The 16211-nt window shown below is 71.8% G+C and carries 14 protein-coding genes and 1 riboswitch; of the genes, 9 read left to right on the top strand and 5 right to left on the bottom strand.

Features of this window, described 5'->3' with window-relative positions:
- Nucleotides 1-7 precede the first annotated feature (7 nt).
- The 6 genes from EEJ42_RS42800 to EEJ42_RS42775 all read left to right on the top strand — a co-directional run bounded on the left by EEJ42_RS42800 (nt 8) and on the right by EEJ42_RS42775 (nt 5520).
- Entirely contained in the window at nt 8-862 is an 855-nt protein-coding gene (locus tag EEJ42_RS42800) for a DUF881 domain-containing protein (protein ID WP_123107535.1), read from the top strand.
- Nucleotides 863-995: 133 nt separating this feature from the next.
- Nucleotides 996-1850: an FHA domain-containing protein gene (locus tag EEJ42_RS42795; protein ID WP_246097728.1), complete on the top strand. Its 855-nt coding sequence runs from the start codon at nt 996-998 to the stop codon at nt 1848-1850.
- Between the two features lie 21 nt (nt 1851-1871).
- A complete protein-coding gene (gene ftsR, locus EEJ42_RS42790) occupies nt 1872-2642 on the top strand; it encodes a transcriptional regulator FtsR (RefSeq protein ID WP_123107533.1) in 771 nt (256 codons plus the stop codon).
- Between the two features lie 52 nt (nt 2643-2694).
- Entirely contained in the window at nt 2695-3168 is a 474-nt protein-coding gene (locus EEJ42_RS42785) for a bifunctional nuclease family protein (RefSeq protein ID WP_009713203.1), read from the top strand.
- Nucleotides 3169-3336: 168 nt separating this feature from the next.
- Nucleotides 3337-3963, top strand: a complete 627-nt coding sequence (locus EEJ42_RS42780; RefSeq protein WP_123107532.1) for a MerR family transcriptional regulator — start codon at nt 3337-3339, stop codon at nt 3961-3963.
- Between the two features lie 60 nt (nt 3964-4023).
- Nucleotides 4024-5520 carry a DNA polymerase IV gene (locus EEJ42_RS42775; RefSeq protein ID WP_123107536.1) on the top strand — a complete coding sequence of 499 codons (1497 nt, stop codon included), beginning with the start codon at nt 4024-4026 and terminating at the stop codon, nt 5518-5520.
- Here EEJ42_RS42775 and EEJ42_RS42770 read toward each other — a convergent pair.
- On the bottom strand, nt 5510-5827 hold the full coding sequence (locus tag EEJ42_RS42770; protein ID WP_063737176.1) for a PRC-barrel domain-containing protein: 318 nt from the start codon (nt 5825-5827) through the stop codon (nt 5510-5512). The two genes, EEJ42_RS42775 and EEJ42_RS42770, sit on opposite strands and share 11 nt — an antisense overlap.
- A 130-nt stretch (nt 5828-5957) precedes the next feature.
- Nucleotides 5958-6055, top strand: a riboswitch (glycine riboswitch).
- Between the two features lie 190 nt (nt 6056-6245).
- Between EEJ42_RS42770 and gcvP the strand changes: the two genes are divergently transcribed.
- Entirely contained in the window at nt 6246-9140 is a 2895-nt protein-coding gene (gcvP, locus tag EEJ42_RS42765; protein WP_123107531.1) for an aminomethyl-transferring glycine dehydrogenase, read from the top strand.
- Nucleotides 9141-9216: 76 nt separating this feature from the next.
- Here the strand turns inward: gcvP and EEJ42_RS42760 are convergent, their stop codons facing one another.
- Nucleotides 9217-9423, bottom strand: a complete 207-nt coding sequence (locus EEJ42_RS42760) for a DUF5999 family protein (protein WP_009713198.1) — start codon at nt 9421-9423, stop codon at nt 9217-9219.
- A 268-nt stretch (nt 9424-9691) separates the two neighbouring features.
- Nucleotides 9692-10279: a hypothetical protein gene (locus EEJ42_RS42755; protein WP_123107530.1), complete on the bottom strand. Its 588-nt coding sequence runs from the start codon at nt 10277-10279 to the stop codon at nt 9692-9694.
- Between the two features lie 456 nt (nt 10280-10735).
- Here EEJ42_RS42755 and EEJ42_RS42750 point away from each other — a divergent pair, with 456 nt between their 5' ends.
- The gene (locus EEJ42_RS42750) at nt 10736-12238 is read left to right on the top strand and encodes a glutamate-cysteine ligase family protein (RefSeq protein ID WP_123107529.1); all 1503 of its coding nucleotides are present in this window, start codon (nt 10736-10738) and stop codon (nt 12236-12238) included.
- Between the two features lie 9 nt (nt 12239-12247).
- Here EEJ42_RS42750 and EEJ42_RS42745 read toward each other — a convergent pair whose 3' ends face one another.
- Entirely contained in the window at nt 12248-14056 is a 1809-nt protein-coding gene (locus tag EEJ42_RS42745; RefSeq protein WP_425473056.1) for a substrate-binding domain-containing protein, read from the bottom strand.
- Between the two features lie 222 nt (nt 14057-14278).
- On the opposite strand from EEJ42_RS42745, the gene EEJ42_RS42740 reads away from it, so the two are divergent.
- Nucleotides 14279-15079, top strand: a complete 801-nt coding sequence (locus EEJ42_RS42740) for a CPBP family intramembrane glutamic endopeptidase (RefSeq protein WP_123107527.1) — start codon at nt 14279-14281, stop codon at nt 15077-15079.
- A 20-nt stretch (nt 15080-15099) separates the two neighbouring features.
- On the opposite strand, the gene EEJ42_RS42735 is transcribed toward EEJ42_RS42740, so the two are convergent.
- Nucleotides 15100-15915 (bottom strand): PhzF family phenazine biosynthesis protein, encoded by an 816-nt coding sequence (locus EEJ42_RS42735; protein WP_123107526.1) that lies wholly within the window; start codon nt 15913-15915, stop codon nt 15100-15102.
- Nucleotides 15916-16211 lie beyond the last annotated feature (296 nt).

Genomic DNA, 16211 nt, shown 5'->3' with positions numbered 1-16211 from the left:
CGCGGGGCTGCCCTCGGCGTCGGTGCCGAACGGGCGGCGCCCGGCCGATGGCGCGGGCAACGGCGGCGGGCCGTGGAACGGGCCGGGGCAGCGTGCCGAGGCCGCGCCCGGGGGGAAGCCCGAGGGCGCGAAGGAGGAGGCGCTGACCGGTCGGCAGCGGCTGCTGAAGGGCGTGTGGCCGCCCCGGGTGACCCGGGCGCAGCTGATCGTCGCCCTGCTGCTGTTCGGGCTGGGGCTGGGCCTGGCCATCCAGGTGCGCTCGACCAACGAGAACAGCGTGCTGCGCGGGGCCCGCCAGGAGGACCTGGTGCGGATCCTGGACGAGCTGGACTCGCGGACCCAGCGGCTTCAGGACGAGAAGCGCCGTCTGGAGAATCAGCGCACCGAGCTGGAGAACAGCTCGGACCAGGCGGAGGAGGCCCGTAAGCAGACGCTCCAGAAGGAGCAGCAGCTGGGCGTGCTCGCGGGCACGGTCGCCGCGCAGGGACCGGGGATCGAGATCACCATCGACGACTCCCGGGGCTCCGTGGAGGCCGACATGCTGCTCGACACGGTGCAGGAGCTGCGGGCGGCGGGTGCCGAGGCCATCCAGATCGGCAAGGTCCGGGTGGTCGCCAACTCGTACTTCTCCGATGCCGGCGGCTCGGTGGAGATCGATGGACGGAAAGTGACGCAGCCGTACGTCGTGAAGGTGATCGGCAAGCCGGAGGACCTGGAGCCCGCGCTGAACATTCCGGGCGGAGTGGTGCAGAGTCTGGAGAAGGAGCAGGCCACCGTGTCCGTCCGGCGGGAGAAGAAGATCGTTGTGGACGCCTTGCGGTCGGGGAAGCGCCCTGACTACGCTCGGTCGTCATCACGGTGAGGCGGTTCGATATGAGGGTCTCTCGGCGAGACCATGTGGATGCGGGGGGTCGACGCACCAGAAGAGTCGCGCGTGATGGAAACTGTCTGGTGGTCGCGGACGTTGTGAGGATGTCCGGACCGTCTGCTGGTGTGTGCATCGAGGGTTTGTCCTGCCCCACGGGCGGGTCTGTTTCAGTCAAGGGGAATCGCCCGTGAAGTTGTTCGGGAAGTTGTTCGGGAAGAGTGCACGCCAGGACGGCGGCAGCAGCACCGCTCGCCACCGCGCGGGGCGTGGTGCGGACGAGAGCGGAGGGGGGAGCGAGGAGCGCCCGCTGTTCCGGGATCAGGTCGGCGGCCAGAGCGGTGACATTTCGGGCGGCCAGGGCGCGTCTTCTGTTGACCCCTCGGCGGCCGGGCGCATAGGTTTCGAGGACTCATCGGCCTCGCGTAGTGGTGGAGGTCCCGGATTGCCTGTTTGTACGAGGTGCGGGCATCGGAACGCGGAGGACAGCCGGTTCTGCTCCAACTGCGGCGCGCCCCTGCGGGGCCAGGCGCCCTCGGAGCGTGCCTCGGAGACCACGTCGACGATCTCCATCTCCGGCATCGAGGCGTACGACTCCGAGGTGACCGGGCAGACGCCGCTGCCGTCGCTCAGCCCGGAGGCCCAGGCCGCCGTGGAGGCGCTGCCGCTGGGTTCCGCGCTGCTGGTGGTCCGCCGCGGGCCGAACTCGGGCAGTCGCTTCCTGCTGGACAGCGATCTGACCACGGCCGGCCGCCACCCCCAGAGCGACATCTTCCTGGATGACGTGACGGTCTCCCGCCGCCATGTGGAGTTCCGGCGCGGCCAGGACGGCAGCTTCACGGTCTCCGACGTCGGCAGCCTCAACGGGACGTACGTCAACCGGGAGCAGATCGACGCGCCGGTGGTGCTGACCAGCGGCGACGAGGTGCAGATCGGTAAGTACCGGCTGGTCTTCTACCCGAGCCAGCGGGGCGTCGGCATCTGACCCGTCAGGGGAGGTCCGTCCATGCTTCAGACACCGTCGGGCGGTGCCGGTACCGGCACCGCCCCCGCGGGCGGCCCGGGCGGCCGGTCCATGAGCATCGGCACCGTGCTGAATCTGCTGCGCGACGAGTTCCCCGAAGTCACCATCTCCAAGATCCGCTTCTTGGAGTCCGAAGGACTGGTGGAGCCGCGGCGCACGCCGTCGGGCTACCGCAAGTTCAGCCAGGAGGATGTGGAGCGGCTCGCTCTCATCCTCCGCATGCAGCGTGACCACTACCTGCCACTCAAGGTCATCCGGGAGCACCTGGAGGCCCTGGAGCGGGGTGAGCGGCCGCAGCTTCCTGCCGTTTCGCCGGGGGCGCGGCCGCACGAGCTGCTGGAGCCGGGGGCCGACCAGGGGGCCGTGTCTCCCGAGAGCCCGACCGTGGCCCGGGTGGGCCGGGCCGAGCTGCTGGCATCCGCGCAGGTCAGCGAGGCGGAGCTGGCCGATTGGGAGTCGTACGGGCTGATCGCGCACGACGACGGCGGCGGTTACGACGTCGAGGCCGTGACGGTCGCCCGGCTGCTCGCCGAGCTGGGCCGCTTCGGTCTGGAGCCACGTCATTTGCGGATCATGAAAGCGGCCGCGGAGCGCGAGGCCGGACTGGTCGAGCAGGTGGTCGCACCGCTGCGGCTGCATCGAAACCCGCAGACCAGAGCGCATGCGGAGGCCAGTGCGCGCGAGCTGGCGACGCTCTCCGTCCGGCTGCACGCGGCCCTGGTGCAGTCGGCTCTGCGGGCCGCCGCGCACTGACCGATCCGGCCCCGACTATCCAAACCGGCCGGGCACGTCCTAGGGTTGCTGTGTGAACGAGCTCGACGTCGTGGGTGTCCGGGTGGAAATGCCCTCCAACCAACCGATCGTGCTCCTGCGTGAAGTGGGAGGCGACCGCTACCTCCCCATCTGGATCGGACCAGGGGAGGCGACCGCGATCGCCTTCGCACAGCAGGGCATGGCTCCGGCACGCCCGCTGACCCACGACCTATTCAAAGACGTACTCGAAGCGGTCGGCCAGACGCTCACGGAGGTCCGGATCACGGATCTGCGGGAGGGGGTCTTCTACGCCGAGCTGGTCTTCGCCAGCGGTGTGGAGGTCAGCGCGCGGCCGTCCGACGCCATAGCGCTCGCGCTGCGCACCGGGACGCCGATCTACGGCAGCGACGGCGTGCTCGACGACGCCGGTATCGCCATCCCGGACGAGCAGGAGGACGAGGTGGAGAAGTTCCGCGAGTTCCTCGACCAGATCTCGCCCGAGGACTTCGGAAGCAGCAGTCAGTGAAGCGGTCTGCCGGACCTCGCTAGCGCATTCGAGTAGCCTTTCCCGGACGAGGGACACGGGAAACCACTCTCAGGGTGATTATCACTCGGCGTGCCGAGTGTGGCGATCGTTGACGCACCCCGGGTGACTGCCTACCTTCGAGGAGGCAGGTCGAGGACGGAGGTCGGCGTGAGAAGCACCGGCGACGGCACGGCAGCCGGCGGTCCGTATACGCTCCAGGGGGGCGCACCGGCCGATCCGGCACTGAAGGCTCGGGTCGCGGCACAGCCCACGGCACCACGGGAGCCCGCCGCGGGGGGTACGGAGACGGTCGGCTACCGCGGCCCCACCGCGTGCGCCGCCGCGGGCATCACCTACCGCCAGCTGGACTACTGGGCGCGCACGGGCCTGGTGGAGCCGAGCGTGCGGCCCGCCTACGGGTCGGGCAGCCAGCGGCTGTACAGCTTCCGGGACGTGGTCGTCCTCAAGATCGTCAAGCGGCTGCTGGACACCGGCGTGTCCCTCCAGAACATCCGGGCCGCCGTCCAGCACCTGCGCACCCGGGGCCTGGACGACTTGGCCCAGATGACGCTGATGAGCGACGGCGCGACGGTGTACGAGTGCACCTCGCCCGACGAGGTCGTGGACCTCCTCCAGGGCGGCCAGGGCGTCTTCGGGATCGCCGTGGGCGTGGTGTGGCGGGACGTGGAGAGCGCGCTGTCCCAGCTGCACGGGGAGCGGGTGGACACCGGCGAGACCCTGGTCGGCCACAACCCCGCCGACGAGCTCGCCCGGCGCCGTAACCGGGCCGGCTGAGAGCGCTCCCACCCCGCGGCCGGGCGCCGATTGTCAGTGGTGTGCGGCAGCATCGAACGTGTGAGGGGTGCGCCGACGATTCTCCACTTGGACATGGACGCCTTCTACGCTTCGGCGGAGCAGGCGGCCAAGCCCAGCCTGCGCGGGAAGCCGGTGATCGTGGGGGGCCTCGGGCCGCGCGGGGTGGTGGCCACGGCGTCGTACGAGGCCCGGGTGTTCGGGGTGCACTCGGCCATGGCGATGGCGCAGGCCCGCAGGCTCTGTCCGAACGCGGCCTACCTCACCCCCCGCTTCTCCCTCTACCGCCAGGTCAGCGACCAGGTCATGGGGCTGCTGCGGGCGCTGTCGCCGCTGGTGGAGCCGCTGAGCCTGGACGAGGCGTTCGTGGACCTGGAGGCGGGCGGCACCGAGCCGCGGGCGGCGGTGGCGCGGGCCGTGGCGGAGCGGCTGCGGGCCGACATCCGCGCGGTGACCGGGCTGACCGGCTCGGTGGGTCTGGCCGGTTCCAAGATGCTCGCCAAGATCGCCTCCGAGCAGGCCAAGCCGGACGGCCTGACGGTCATCGAGCCCGGTACGGAGCGGGAGCTGCTGGACCCGATGCCGGTGCGCACCCTCCCGGGCGTCGGCCCGGCCACCGCGGAGGCGCTGCGCCGGGCCGGGATCCACACCGTCGCCGAGACCCGGGAGGCGGGCGAGGCGGAGCTGGTCCGGCTGCTGGGCCGGGCGCACGGGGCGTCGCTGCACCTGATGGCCAGCGGGCGGGACGAGCGGCCGGTGGTCGCCGAGCGGGACGCCAAGTCCATCTCGGTGGAGGACACCTTCGACGTCGACGTGACCGACCGGACCCGGGTGCAGCTGGAGGTCGCGCGGCTGGCCGACCGCTGTGTGCGGCGGCTGCGTGAGGCGGGCCGCTCGGGGCGCACGGTCGTGATCAAGGTGCGGCGGTACGACTTCTCGACGCTGACCCGTTCGGAGACCCTGCGCGGGCCGACCGACGACCCCGGCGTGGTCAGGGAGGCCGCGGCGCGGCTGATCGACGGGGTGGACACCACGGCGGGCGTGCGGCTGCTGGGGGTGGGCGTGTCGGGGCTCGCGGACTACACGCAGGAGGATCTGTTCGCCCAAGCCGCCCAAGCCGCCCAAGCCGCCCAAGCCGCCCAGGCCGCCCAAGCAGCTCAGGCCGCTCAGGCTGCTCAGGCCGCCCAAGCCGCTCACGACGCCGTGGAGGACCCGGAGAGGGGTTCCGGCGCCGAGATGCCCGAGCCGGAGGGCCCGGGCGCCCCAGAGGCCGCTGAGGGCTCCGGGAGGCCACGGGTGTGGCTGCCGGGGACCGATGTGCGGCACGCGGAGTACGGGGCGGGCTGGGTGCAGGGCAGCGGGGTGGGGCGGGTGACCGTGCGGTTCGAGGTGCCCTGGTCGGGGCCCGGCCGGGTGCGGACGTTCGCCGTGGACGACCCGGAGCTGGAGCCGGGCGAGCCCCTGCCGCTGGTCCGGCCCCCGGAGCCCTCCGAGTCTGCCGAGCCCGCCGAGCATCCGGCCGGGACGCTCAGCCGGTGACGTCGAGCCCGTAGTGGTGGTAGAGCTGGAGCTCCTGCTCCGGGGAGAGGTGGCGGCCGACCCCGAGGTCCGGGGCGTCCTTGATCAGCGCCCGGTCGTACGGCACCCGCAGCGTGTCGCCGACGACCTCGCTGGGTTCGAGCGGTACGAAGACGTCCCGGCTGAACAGGCCGGTGCGTACCGCCGCCCACTCGGGCTCGCCGGTCGCGTCGTCGAGGTAGACCTCGTCCACAGTGCCGATCTTGGCGCCCTCGCGGTCGAATGCCTTGCGGCCGATCAGGGTCCGCGGGTCGATGTCCGTCTGCACGCTCTCTCCCACAGGTGGCGATGATCCGGTGATACCTACCAAAAGCCACATCCCCGTACGCGGCCACTCGAGCACCTGGCGGCCAACCCCTCCCGGCCGTAAGACGCGCTGGTACGCTGGCTGTGGCTGTAGACCCCGTGCGGGAGAGTCCTCCGACAATGGAGTCGGAGGCGCCGAAGGAGCAAATCCTCCCCGGAATCTCTCAGGCACACGTACCGTGCGGGTGAGGTCACTCTGGAAAGCAGGGTGGGCCACGGGGAGCACACGCTCCGGAACCCCTCCTCACCGACGGTGAAAGCCGGTCAGGCACGAACGGGCCGGTGAAGCTCTCAGGTTGAGATGACAGAGGGGGAGGCCGTAAGGGCACCCGCGCCGCGGTGCCCCTCGCCGGTCGTCACAGACCAGGAGGCCCCCGCTGATGACCACCCACCGCATCTCGCTCGCCGAACTGGAGCGCGGTACTCCATTCGAGCAGCGTCACATCGGCCCCGACGCCGGAGCGCAGGCCAAGATGCTGGCCCAGGTCGGCTTCGGCTCCCTCGACGAGCTGACCGCCGCCGCCGTACCCGAGGTCATAAAGAGCGCCGAGGCGCTTCAGCTGCCGCCGGCCCGCAGCGAGGCCGAGGTCCTCGCCGAGCTGCGCGCGCTCGCCGACCGCAACCAGGTGCTGCCGTCCATGATCGGCCTCGGCTACTACGGCACCTTCACCCCGCCGGTGATCCTGCGCAACGTCCTCGAGAACCCCGCCTGGTACACCGCCTACACCCCGTACCAGCCGGAGATCTCCCAGGGGCGTCTCGAGGCCCTGCTCAACTTCCAGACCGTCGTCGCCGATCTGACAGGCCTGGACACCGCCGGGTCCTCGCTGCTGGACGAGGCCACGGCCGCCGCCGAGGCCATGGCGCTGTCGCGCCGCGTCGGCAAGGTCAAGGAGGGCGTCTTCCTGGTCGACGCCGACTGTCTGCCGCAGACCATCGCGGTCATCGAGACCCGCGCCGAGCCGACCGGCGTCGAGGTCGTGGTCGCCGACCTGACCGACGGCATCCCGGACGAGATCGCCGAGCGCGGTGTCTTCGGCGTGCTGCTCCAGTACCCGGGCGCCTCCGGCGCGGTCCGCGACCCGCGCCCGGTCATCGAGCGGGCCCATGAGCTGGGCGCGATCGTCACCGTCGCGGCCGATCTGCTCGCGCTCACCCTGCTGACCTCGCCCGGTGAGCTGGGCGCGGACATCGCGGTCGGCAGCACCCAGCGGTTCGGCGTGCCCATGGGCTTCGGCGGCCCGCACGCCGGGTTCATGTCCGTGCGCGCCGCCCACGCCCGCAGCCTGCCCGGCCGCCTCGTCGGGGTCTCGGTGGACGCGGACGGGGACAAGGCGTACCGGCTGGCGCTCCAGACCCGGGAGCAGCACATCCGCCGCGAGAAGGCCACCAGCAACATCTGCACCGCGCAGGTCCTGCTCGCGGTCATGGCCGGAATGTACGCGGTCTACCACGGCCCGGACGGGCTCGCGGCCATCGCCCGCCGCACCCACCGCTACGCCACCGTCCTCGCCGAGGGGCTGCGGGCGGGCGGCGTCGAGCTGGTGCACGACGCGTTCTTCGATACCCTCACCGCGCGCGTCCCCGGCAAGGCCGCCGATGTCGTGGCCGCCGCCCGGGAGGCCGGGGTCAACCTCCGGCTGACCGACGCCGACCACGTGGGCATCGCGTGCGACGAGACCACCGGGCGCGCCCAGCTGGCCGCCGTATGGTCCGCCTTCGGCGTCGACGGCGGCGATGGGAGCGGCATCGACGAGCTGGACGCCGCGACGGCCGACGCGCTCCCCACGGAGCTGCTCCGCTCGGACACGTACCTGACCCACCCGGTCTTCCACCAGTACCGCTCCGAGACCGCGATGCTGCGCTACCTGCGGCGGCTGGCCGACCGGGACTACGCCCTGGACCGGGGCATGATCCCGCTCGGCTCCTGCACCATGAAGCTCAACGCGACCACCGAGATGGAGCCGGTCACCTGGCCGGAGTTCGGCGCGCTGCACCCCTTCGCGCCGGTCGAGCAGGCCCACGGCTATCTGACGCTGATCCGCGAGCTGGAGGAGCGGCTGGCCGACGTCACCGGCTACGACAAGGTCTCCCTCCAGCCGAACGCCGGATCGCAGGGCGAGCTGTCCGGGCTGCTGGCCGTGCGGGCGTACCACCGGGCCAACGGCGAGCCGCAGCGCACGGTGTGCCTGATCCCGTCCTCCGCGCACGGCACCAACGCGGCCAGCGCCGTCATGGCGGGCATGAAGGTCGTCGTCGTCAAGACCGGCGAGGACGGCGAGGTGGACGCCGCCGACCTGCGCGCCAAGATCGAACAGCACGGCGAGCAGCTGGCCGTCCTCATGGTCACCTACCCGTCCACCCACGGCGTGTTCGAGGAGCACATCACCGAGATCTGCGCGGCCGTGCACGACGCGGGCGGCCAGGTGTACGTGGACGGCGCCAACCTCAACGCGCTCGTCGGGCTGGCCGAGCCCGGCCGGTTCGGCGGCGACGTCTCCCACCTGAACCTGCACAAGACGTTCTGCATCCCGCACGGCGGCGGCGGCCCGGGCGTCGGCCCGGTCGCGGTGCGCGAGCACCTCGCGCCGTACCTGCCCAACCACCCGCTCCAGCCCGCCGCGGGCCCCGCCACCGGCGTCGGCCCGGTCTCGGCCGCGCCGTGGGGCTCGGCGGGCATCCTGCCGATCTCCTGGGCGTACATCCGGCTGATGGGCGCCGAGGGGCTGCGCCGCGCGACCCAGGCCGCGGTGCTCGGCGCCAACTACATTGCCAAGCGGCTGGAGCCGCACTACCAGGTGCTCTACACCGGGCCCGGCGGGCTGGTGGCGCACGAGTGCGTGGTGGATCTGCGGCCGCTCACCAAGGCGACCGGGGTCACGGTCGACGATGTGGCCAAGCGCCTGATCGACTACGGCTTCCACGCGCCGACGATGTCGTTCCCGGTCGCCGGGACGCTGATGATCGAGCCGACGGAGAGCGAGGACCTGGCGGAGCTGGACCGGTTCTGCGAGGCGATGATCGCGATCCGCGCCGAGATCGACAAGGTCGGCTCGGGGGAGTGGGCCAAGGACGACAACCCGCTGCGGAACGCGCCGCACACGGCCGCCACGCTGAGCGGGTCGTGGGACCACCCGTACACCAGGGAAGAGGCGGTCTTCCCGGCCGGGGCCTCGGCCGACAAGTACTGGCCGCCGGTGCGGCGGGTCGACGGGGCGTTCGGGGACCGCAACCTCGTCTGCTCGTGCCCGCCGATGGAGTCGTACGAAAGCTGAACACAACGATGGGGCCGGTTCGGCGGGTGCTCGCCGGGCCGGCCCCTGGTTATGCCATGCCGTCCAGGTGGTCAGCCTAGGCGGCGGTCACGACGTGCTCGGTGGCGAGCGGTCGACACGGGGCGATGATGCGCCCGTCCGGCAGCAGCTCGCCGGTGTCCTCGAAGAGCAGGACACCGTTGCACAGCAGGCTCCAGCCCTGCTCCGGGTGGTGCGCCACGAGATGGGCGGCCTCCCGGTCGGCGGAGTCGGCTGACGGGCACGGTGGTTGATGCTGGCACATGGCGAGGTTCTTTCGCTGCGGTGAGGTGTATGTCCTGCTGCTCGCTGCGGCGTTCATGTTGGCCGCCCCCCGTTGTGTGTCGGTCGGATGCTCCCAGTGTTGCCCTGCGGCACGGATTCCGCAGGGATTTCGCGGCACCGGTCTTGCTAGATAATGACGCATCACCCGACCGGACGGTTCACCGTGGCGGGACTGTTACCCGGTCGCAGCGCGGCGCCCCGCGGCCCGGCGGACCACGGGGCGCACCGTGCGTCGCGGAAGGGGCAGGTCAGGCCGGGGTGCCCAGCAGCGGGGCGGACGTCAGCCGATGGGTGAGGACCGGCAGCAGATCGGCCGCGGGATGCGGGCGGTGGGCCGCGATGCCGGGCGGTGCCGGGGCGAGCGGCACCAGCAGGTCCCCGGCGCCGAAGCCGCCCTCGGCGGCGTCCGCGGCGGGGTCGCCGTGCAGCCACAGCGCGACCATGTACAGCTCGGGAATGGACAGCAGCCTCGGCTGGTACGCCGACGGCAGCGACTCGGCCTGGCGCAGGGCGAGTTCGGCCGAGGCCACGTACGGCCCCTCGGAGAAGTGCGAGAAGGCCCAGCCGTCGGCGGTGAGCCTGGCCTCCGCGGCGGCCACCGTGCGGTCGCCGTCGCGGAGCATGAAGCGCCAGCCGGTGAGTCTGACCTGCGGCGGGCCGGCGGGTGTGGTGATGTCGTCCAGGACGTGGACGGGCAGCGGAAGTTCGGGTTCGAAGGGGCCGGGAAGGGAGCTGAGTGCCGGGGTACGGACCTCACGGACAGCGGTGGGGGAACCAAGGGCCGTGAGGACGCTGCGCAGGGCGGGCGCGGGGGCCGGGGGCACGAGCAGCGGCATGGTGGGTCGCCTCTCACGTCGGAGACACGGTGGAGCGATAGCGGGCCAGGGTATGGACGCGCGCTGTCGGTGTACGTAGCTCGGTACGCGGGTCAGAGGGGGCCGGGACGAACTGTCCGGGCGTTATCTCTCTGCCTCGTAAAGCGAGTTTATACGACTCATGTTCCGGCAGTGTTTCGGCTACCTGTCCCCGATATTGCGCACAAGGTGATTTCAGGTCCGTGCGGACGCGGGGATTTCCCCCGATTCGGTGCCGGATGCACGGATATGACCTGGCGGTTTACGCCCGCCGCGGTAGGCTGGATCCCACCGATCCATTTCCTGGAGCAATGCGCCGCTCTTGAGAGCCTACCGGTTGGGCGGGCCCTGCGGGGCGTTATCGATCACATTGGCGGGCATCATCGAGCGTGGTGTGCGCGGTGCGGGCGCCGATGATCCACTCGAGGAGGTGCTCCGATGGGGGAGAAGGTCGTAGCCGGTGAGTTCGATCCGTCGGGTCGGCAGCGGCAGCGCGGACGGTTGCGGCAGTGTCTCGACGCGCTGTCCCGGCTCCTGGCCGACAAGCGATTCGACCGCCCGAAGAATCTCATGGGGCTGGAGATCGAGCTGAATCTCGCAGGCGCCGATGGGCTGCCGAGGATGATGAACACAGAGGTTCTGGAGCGCATCGCGAGTCACGATTTTCAGACCGAACTCGGACAGTGCAATCTTGAAGTGAACATCGTGCCCCACCGTTTGCACGGCAGGGTTCTCGATCAGCTCTCGGAAGAGTTGCGAACGGGACTGTCATATGCCGACCGCAAGGCGCGCGAGGTGTCCTCCGAGATCGTGATGATCGGAATTCTGCCGACGCTGGCCACCCGGGATCTCGGATCGGCCAACCTGTCCTACGACGACCGCTACAAACTTCTCAACGAACAGATGCTGGCCGCCCGCGGCGAGGATTTCCTCATCGATATCGAGGGCCGCGAGCGCATCAGCTACGCCAGCGCCAGCATCGCCCCCGAGGCCGCCTGCACCTCCGTCCAGCTGCACCTCCAGGTCACCCCCCGACGCTTCGCCGCCGTGTGGAACGCGGCGCAGGCCGTGGCCGCCGTGCAGATCGCCATCGGCGCCAACTCTCCGTTCGTTTTCGGCCGTGAGGTGTGGCGGGAATCCCGCCCGCCGCTGTTCCTCCAGGCCACCGATGTGCGCGCACCGGAATACGCGACGCAGGGGGTGCGGCCGCGCACCTGGTTCGGCGAGCGCTGGATCACCGACGCGTACCAGCTCTTCGAGGAGAACCTGCGCTACTTCCCCCCGCTGCTGTCCACCGGCGCCGACGAGGAGCCGCTGCGGATCCTGGACGAGGGCGGCGTGCCCGACCTCCAGGAGCTGGTGCTGCACAACGGCACGATCTACCGCTGGAACCGGCCCGTCTACCAAGTGGCGGACGGCGTGCCGCATCTGCGCGTGGAGAACCGGGTGCTGCCCGCGGGCCCCACGGTCACCGACGTCATCGCCAACGCCGCCTTCTACTACGGGCTGATCAGGGCGCTCGCCGAGGAGCCCCGCCCGGTGTGGACCCGGCTGCCGTTCAGCGCCGCCGCGGCCAACTTCGACGCCGCGTGCCGGCACGGCATCGACACGGTCCTGCAATGGCCGAAGCCCGGCCGTTCCGCGTCCCTGGCGCGCACCCCCGCCGTACGGCTGGTCCTCGAGGAACTGCTGCCGCTGGCCGCCGCCGGACTGGACGCGTGGGGCGTCGAGCCCGCCGACCGCGACCGCTATCTCGGCGTGATCGAGCGGCGCTGCGCCCTGCGGGTCAACGGCGCGTCCTGGCAGGCCGCGACGTACCACCGGGCGCGGGACAGCGGGCTGGGGCGGGACGCCGCGCTCGCCGCCATGACCCGCCGCTACTGCGCCCTGATGCGCACCGACGCACCCGTCCACACCTGGCCCGCCGACCTGTCGGCCTGACGCCGGACATCACCCCGCGCCCGCTTCTCCGGCGGCGACGATGGCCTTGAGCATCGCCGTGTTGATCTGCGCGGGGTCGTTCACCTGCTGTGCGGAGCCGCCGGTCGCCTGCGCGATCTCGCGGCACGCGGCCCGGTCGGCGTCCGGGCCGACCGCGATGGCGATGAGCGGCACCGGGCGGTCCGGGTCGACCAGCCGCTTCAGCTCCTTCACCAGCGCGCCGCGCGAGATGCTGCCCGGATCCTGGTTGGCACCGTCGGTGAGCATCACCACCGCGTTGAACTTGCCCCGTACGAACGTCTCCTGGGCCTTTTTGTAGGCGGCCAGCGTGGTGTCGTACAGCCCGGTCGAGCCCTCGGGGAGCGGCTTCAGCGCGTCGAAGGCGGCCGCCAGCTCCTCGCGCTGGCCGGTTCCGTCCGGGGTGCGCGCCCCGAGGCGGCGGGTCGCGACCAGTTCGCGGTAGTCGCGGTCGCCGTCCAGCTCGGTCGAGAACTCCCACAGCCCGATCTCGTCCCCGGCGTTGAAGCGTGAGAGGGCCTGCCGCAGCGACGCCTTGGTGACGTCCATCCGGCTCTGCCCGGCACGGCCCGGCACCGGGTCGCTCATCGAGGCCGAGGCGTCGACGACCGTGTTCAGCCGGGCGCTCTGCACGGTGATGGTCCACATGCCCAGGGCCGCCTCCACCTCCCGGGCGGACGGCCCGGGGGAGGGCGTGACCGCGTACGGCTGGGGGGTGCGGCCGCCCGCGGCCCGCGCCACGGGCTCGCTGACCTTGCCGTCCGCCGTCCGGAAGCCTTCCTTCTTCAGGGCCCGGCGGCCGCGGGCGTCGGTGAGCAGCGTCAGGAAGCGGGTGGCGGCCCGTGCCCGTACGGTCGTCAGCTCGCGGTCGTTGAGCACCGTGTACGGGTAGTCCAGCTCGGCCGTGCCGTCCTTCGGATAGAACAGCTCGAGGCGGGACGCGTCGTCGGCGTCCGCGTTGTGGGCGAAGGCGGCCTGCTCGGACAGGACCACCGCCTGGTTGCGCCGGGGCACCGTCTCCAGCAGGGCGGCATCGGTCCTGGCGGCCCGCTGGGACAGCAGCTTGGCGTTGGCCGCGGCGCGGGCATCGGTGGCGGCCTTGCCGTCGGCCGCGCCCGCCTTCGCGATGGACCCGTTGATCCGGGAGAGGGCCAGCAGCCCGGCCGCGCTGCGCGCCGGGTCGGCGGTGCCCAGCCGCGGGCTGCCGCCGCCGCTTCCCGCCGCGGCCAGCTGCGCCCAGTCGTAGGTCTTCTCCGGCCAGCCCAGCCGGTCGGCCGCCGCGGACGTGGCGGCGACCGCGACCGGGGAGGAGGCGATCCCGCCGAGCGTGTCCAGGGGCGCGGCGCTGACCGGGGAGGTCGCCGCGCGTTCGACCCAGACGCCGGAGTCCGGCACCCACACCTGGAACCCCGGGGTGCGGCCCGCGTCACCGAGCGCGTTCGCGACCTCGTACGCCGGGCGACTGCTGACCTTCACGTCCAGACAGCGGCCATCGGACCGGATGCCCGCCCTCCGGGCGTGGTCCGCCACGGTGCGCAGCGCGGGGGCGATGTCCGGGGACGCGGCCACCGAGAGCCGCACCGCGTTGCTCCGGCAGGACTCGGCGGAGGGCAGCAGCCCGCCGCGTAAGACCACGACGGCGCCGGTCGCGACGGCGAGCACCAGCGCTGTGGAGATCGCCACGGTCCGGCGTCGGGAGGACGCGCCGGGTCTGGACCCCGTATTGTCCGGTGCGGAGTGATCGATACGCCCAGTGCGATCCGTGTGATCCGCGTGATCGGTGTGATCGGCGCGGTCCATGGCATCGAATATGCCGGAGTAGTCGGGACCGTCGGATTCGTCGGGCTGGCTGTGGCGTCCCATGGCGATCTGTCTCTCCTGGAAGATGACGCTGTCAGGAGGGCGGCGCGCCGGCGGATGGCGCCCGGCCCAGCCTGCTCGTGCGCGATCTCGGATGTGTTTTCGAGACCTTAGCGGGGCGGGCGCGCCGATGAGGTGTGAAGAGCGGAAGTGGAGGCAGGAGTGCAGTCAGAGGCGCGTGGGGCGGAGCTGCCCGCGATCGAGGGCGACCTGCCGCGACGGATCCTGCGCAACGAGACGCTGCTCGTGCTGGCGCTGTCGCTCGGCGCGAGCGCCCTGTCCGCCCTGATCAGCTTCATCGGCTCGGTGACCAAGCCCGGCGGGCTCAAGGACCAGGCGGCCACCATGAACGGCTCCCAGGCTCCCGGCCGCCCCTGGCTGGACCTCGCCTGGCAGCTGTTCGGGGTCGCGACCGCGCTGGTGCCGGTCGCGCTCGTGGCCCATCTGCTGCTGCGCGAGGGCGCCGGGCTGCGCGCGATCGGCTTCGACCGCACCCGGCCGCGCTCCGACCTGGCCTGGGGCACCGCGATCGCCGCGGGCATCGGCGGCACCGGGCTGCTGCTCTACCTGGGCGCGCGGGCGGCCGGGGGCAATCTGACGGTGGTGCCCGAGGCGCTGCCCGACGTGTGGTGGAAGCTGCCCGTGCTCATCGTCTCCGCCGTGCAGAACGCGGTGCTGGAGGAGGTGATCGTGGTCGGCTATCTGCTGCGCAGGCTCGGGCAGTTGGGCTGGACGCCGATCGCCGCGCTGGTGGCCAGTTCGGTGCTGCGCGGCTCGTACCACCTGTACCAGGGGATCGGCGGCTTCTTCGGCAACATGGCGATGGGCGTCGTCTTCGTCCTGCTCTACCGCAGGTGGGGGCGGGTCGGGCCGCTGGTCGCCGCGCATGCGCTGATCGACATCGTGGCGTTCGTCGGCTATGCCCTGCTGGCGGGCAAGGTGGGCTGGCTGCCCACCGCCTGACCCGCCTCCCTGCGGGCCGTTCAGACCAGCAGCTCCCCGTCGATGACCGTGACGGCCCGGCCGGTCAGCAGCGTACGGTCGCCGCGCAGCGTGGTGCGGATCAGCCCGGTGCGGGCGGAGGCCTGGAGCCCGGTCAGCTCGTCGCGGCCGAGCCGGGCGGACCAGAAGGGCGCGAGCGCGGTGTGTGCGCTGCCGGTCACCGGGTCCTCGTCGATGCCGACGCCGGGCGCGAAGACGCGCGAGACGAAGTCGTAGCCGGAGGTGGGGTCCTCGGGGAGCGCCGTCGCGATGACGGCCCGCTTGACCAGCCGCCCGAGCGCCGCGAGGTCGGGGGCGAGGGCCCGTACGGACTTCTCGTCGGCCAGTTCCACCAGCAGATCGCCGACGTGGGGGCCGGCGTCCCGGGCGGAGCGGACCGTGGCGCCGAGCGCGTCGGTCACCTCGTCCGCGACCGTGACCTCGGTCAGCGGGGCGGTCGGGAAGTCCATGGTGATCGTGCCGTCGGGGTCACCTGCCGCGGACAGCACCCCGCTGAGCGTGGCGAACCGTACGGTGCCGGTCGCGGCGCCCGTCGTACGCAGCACATGAGCGGTCGCAAGGGTGGCGTGGCCGCACATGCTGACCTCGGTGGCCGGGGTGAGCCAGCGCAGCGCCCAGTCGGCCTCGGCCCCCTCGGGAAGCGGGTGGGCGAAGGCGGTCTCGGACAGGTTGACCTCGGCGGCGACGTCCTGGAGCCAGGTGTCGTCCGGGAAGGCGTCGCCGTCCAGGAGGACGACTCCCGCCGGGTTCCCGGCGAAGGGGCGGTCGGTGAAGGCGTCGACGATTCGTATCCGCATGGTCCCGACCGTAGGTGGCGGGCCGGGGCCGAACCATGGCCAATCCCCGAAGGGTGGACCTCCTTCGGCATTGCTATCCGATCGGTTCCGATATATCGTTGAGCCATCGTGATGGATCGATGATGAAAGGAGCGTCACGATGAGGCACCACCGTGGGCATGAACACTGCGGACCCGGTCGGCGCGACCGGGGTGACTTCGAGGAGCGGCGCGCGGCCTTCGGGCCGTTCGGCCCCGGACCCGGCGGCTTCGGCGGACCGCCCTTCGGCGGGCCTCCGTTCGGCGGCCGGGGGCGTG

The sequence above is a fragment of the Streptomyces botrytidirepellens genome (assembly GCF_003721215.1).
Lineage (GTDB): Bacteria > Actinomycetota > Actinomycetes > Streptomycetales > Streptomycetaceae > Streptomyces > Streptomyces himastatinicus.
Note: the sequence above shows the minus strand (reverse complement) of the source record. Positions and strands in the feature narration are given on the sequence as shown.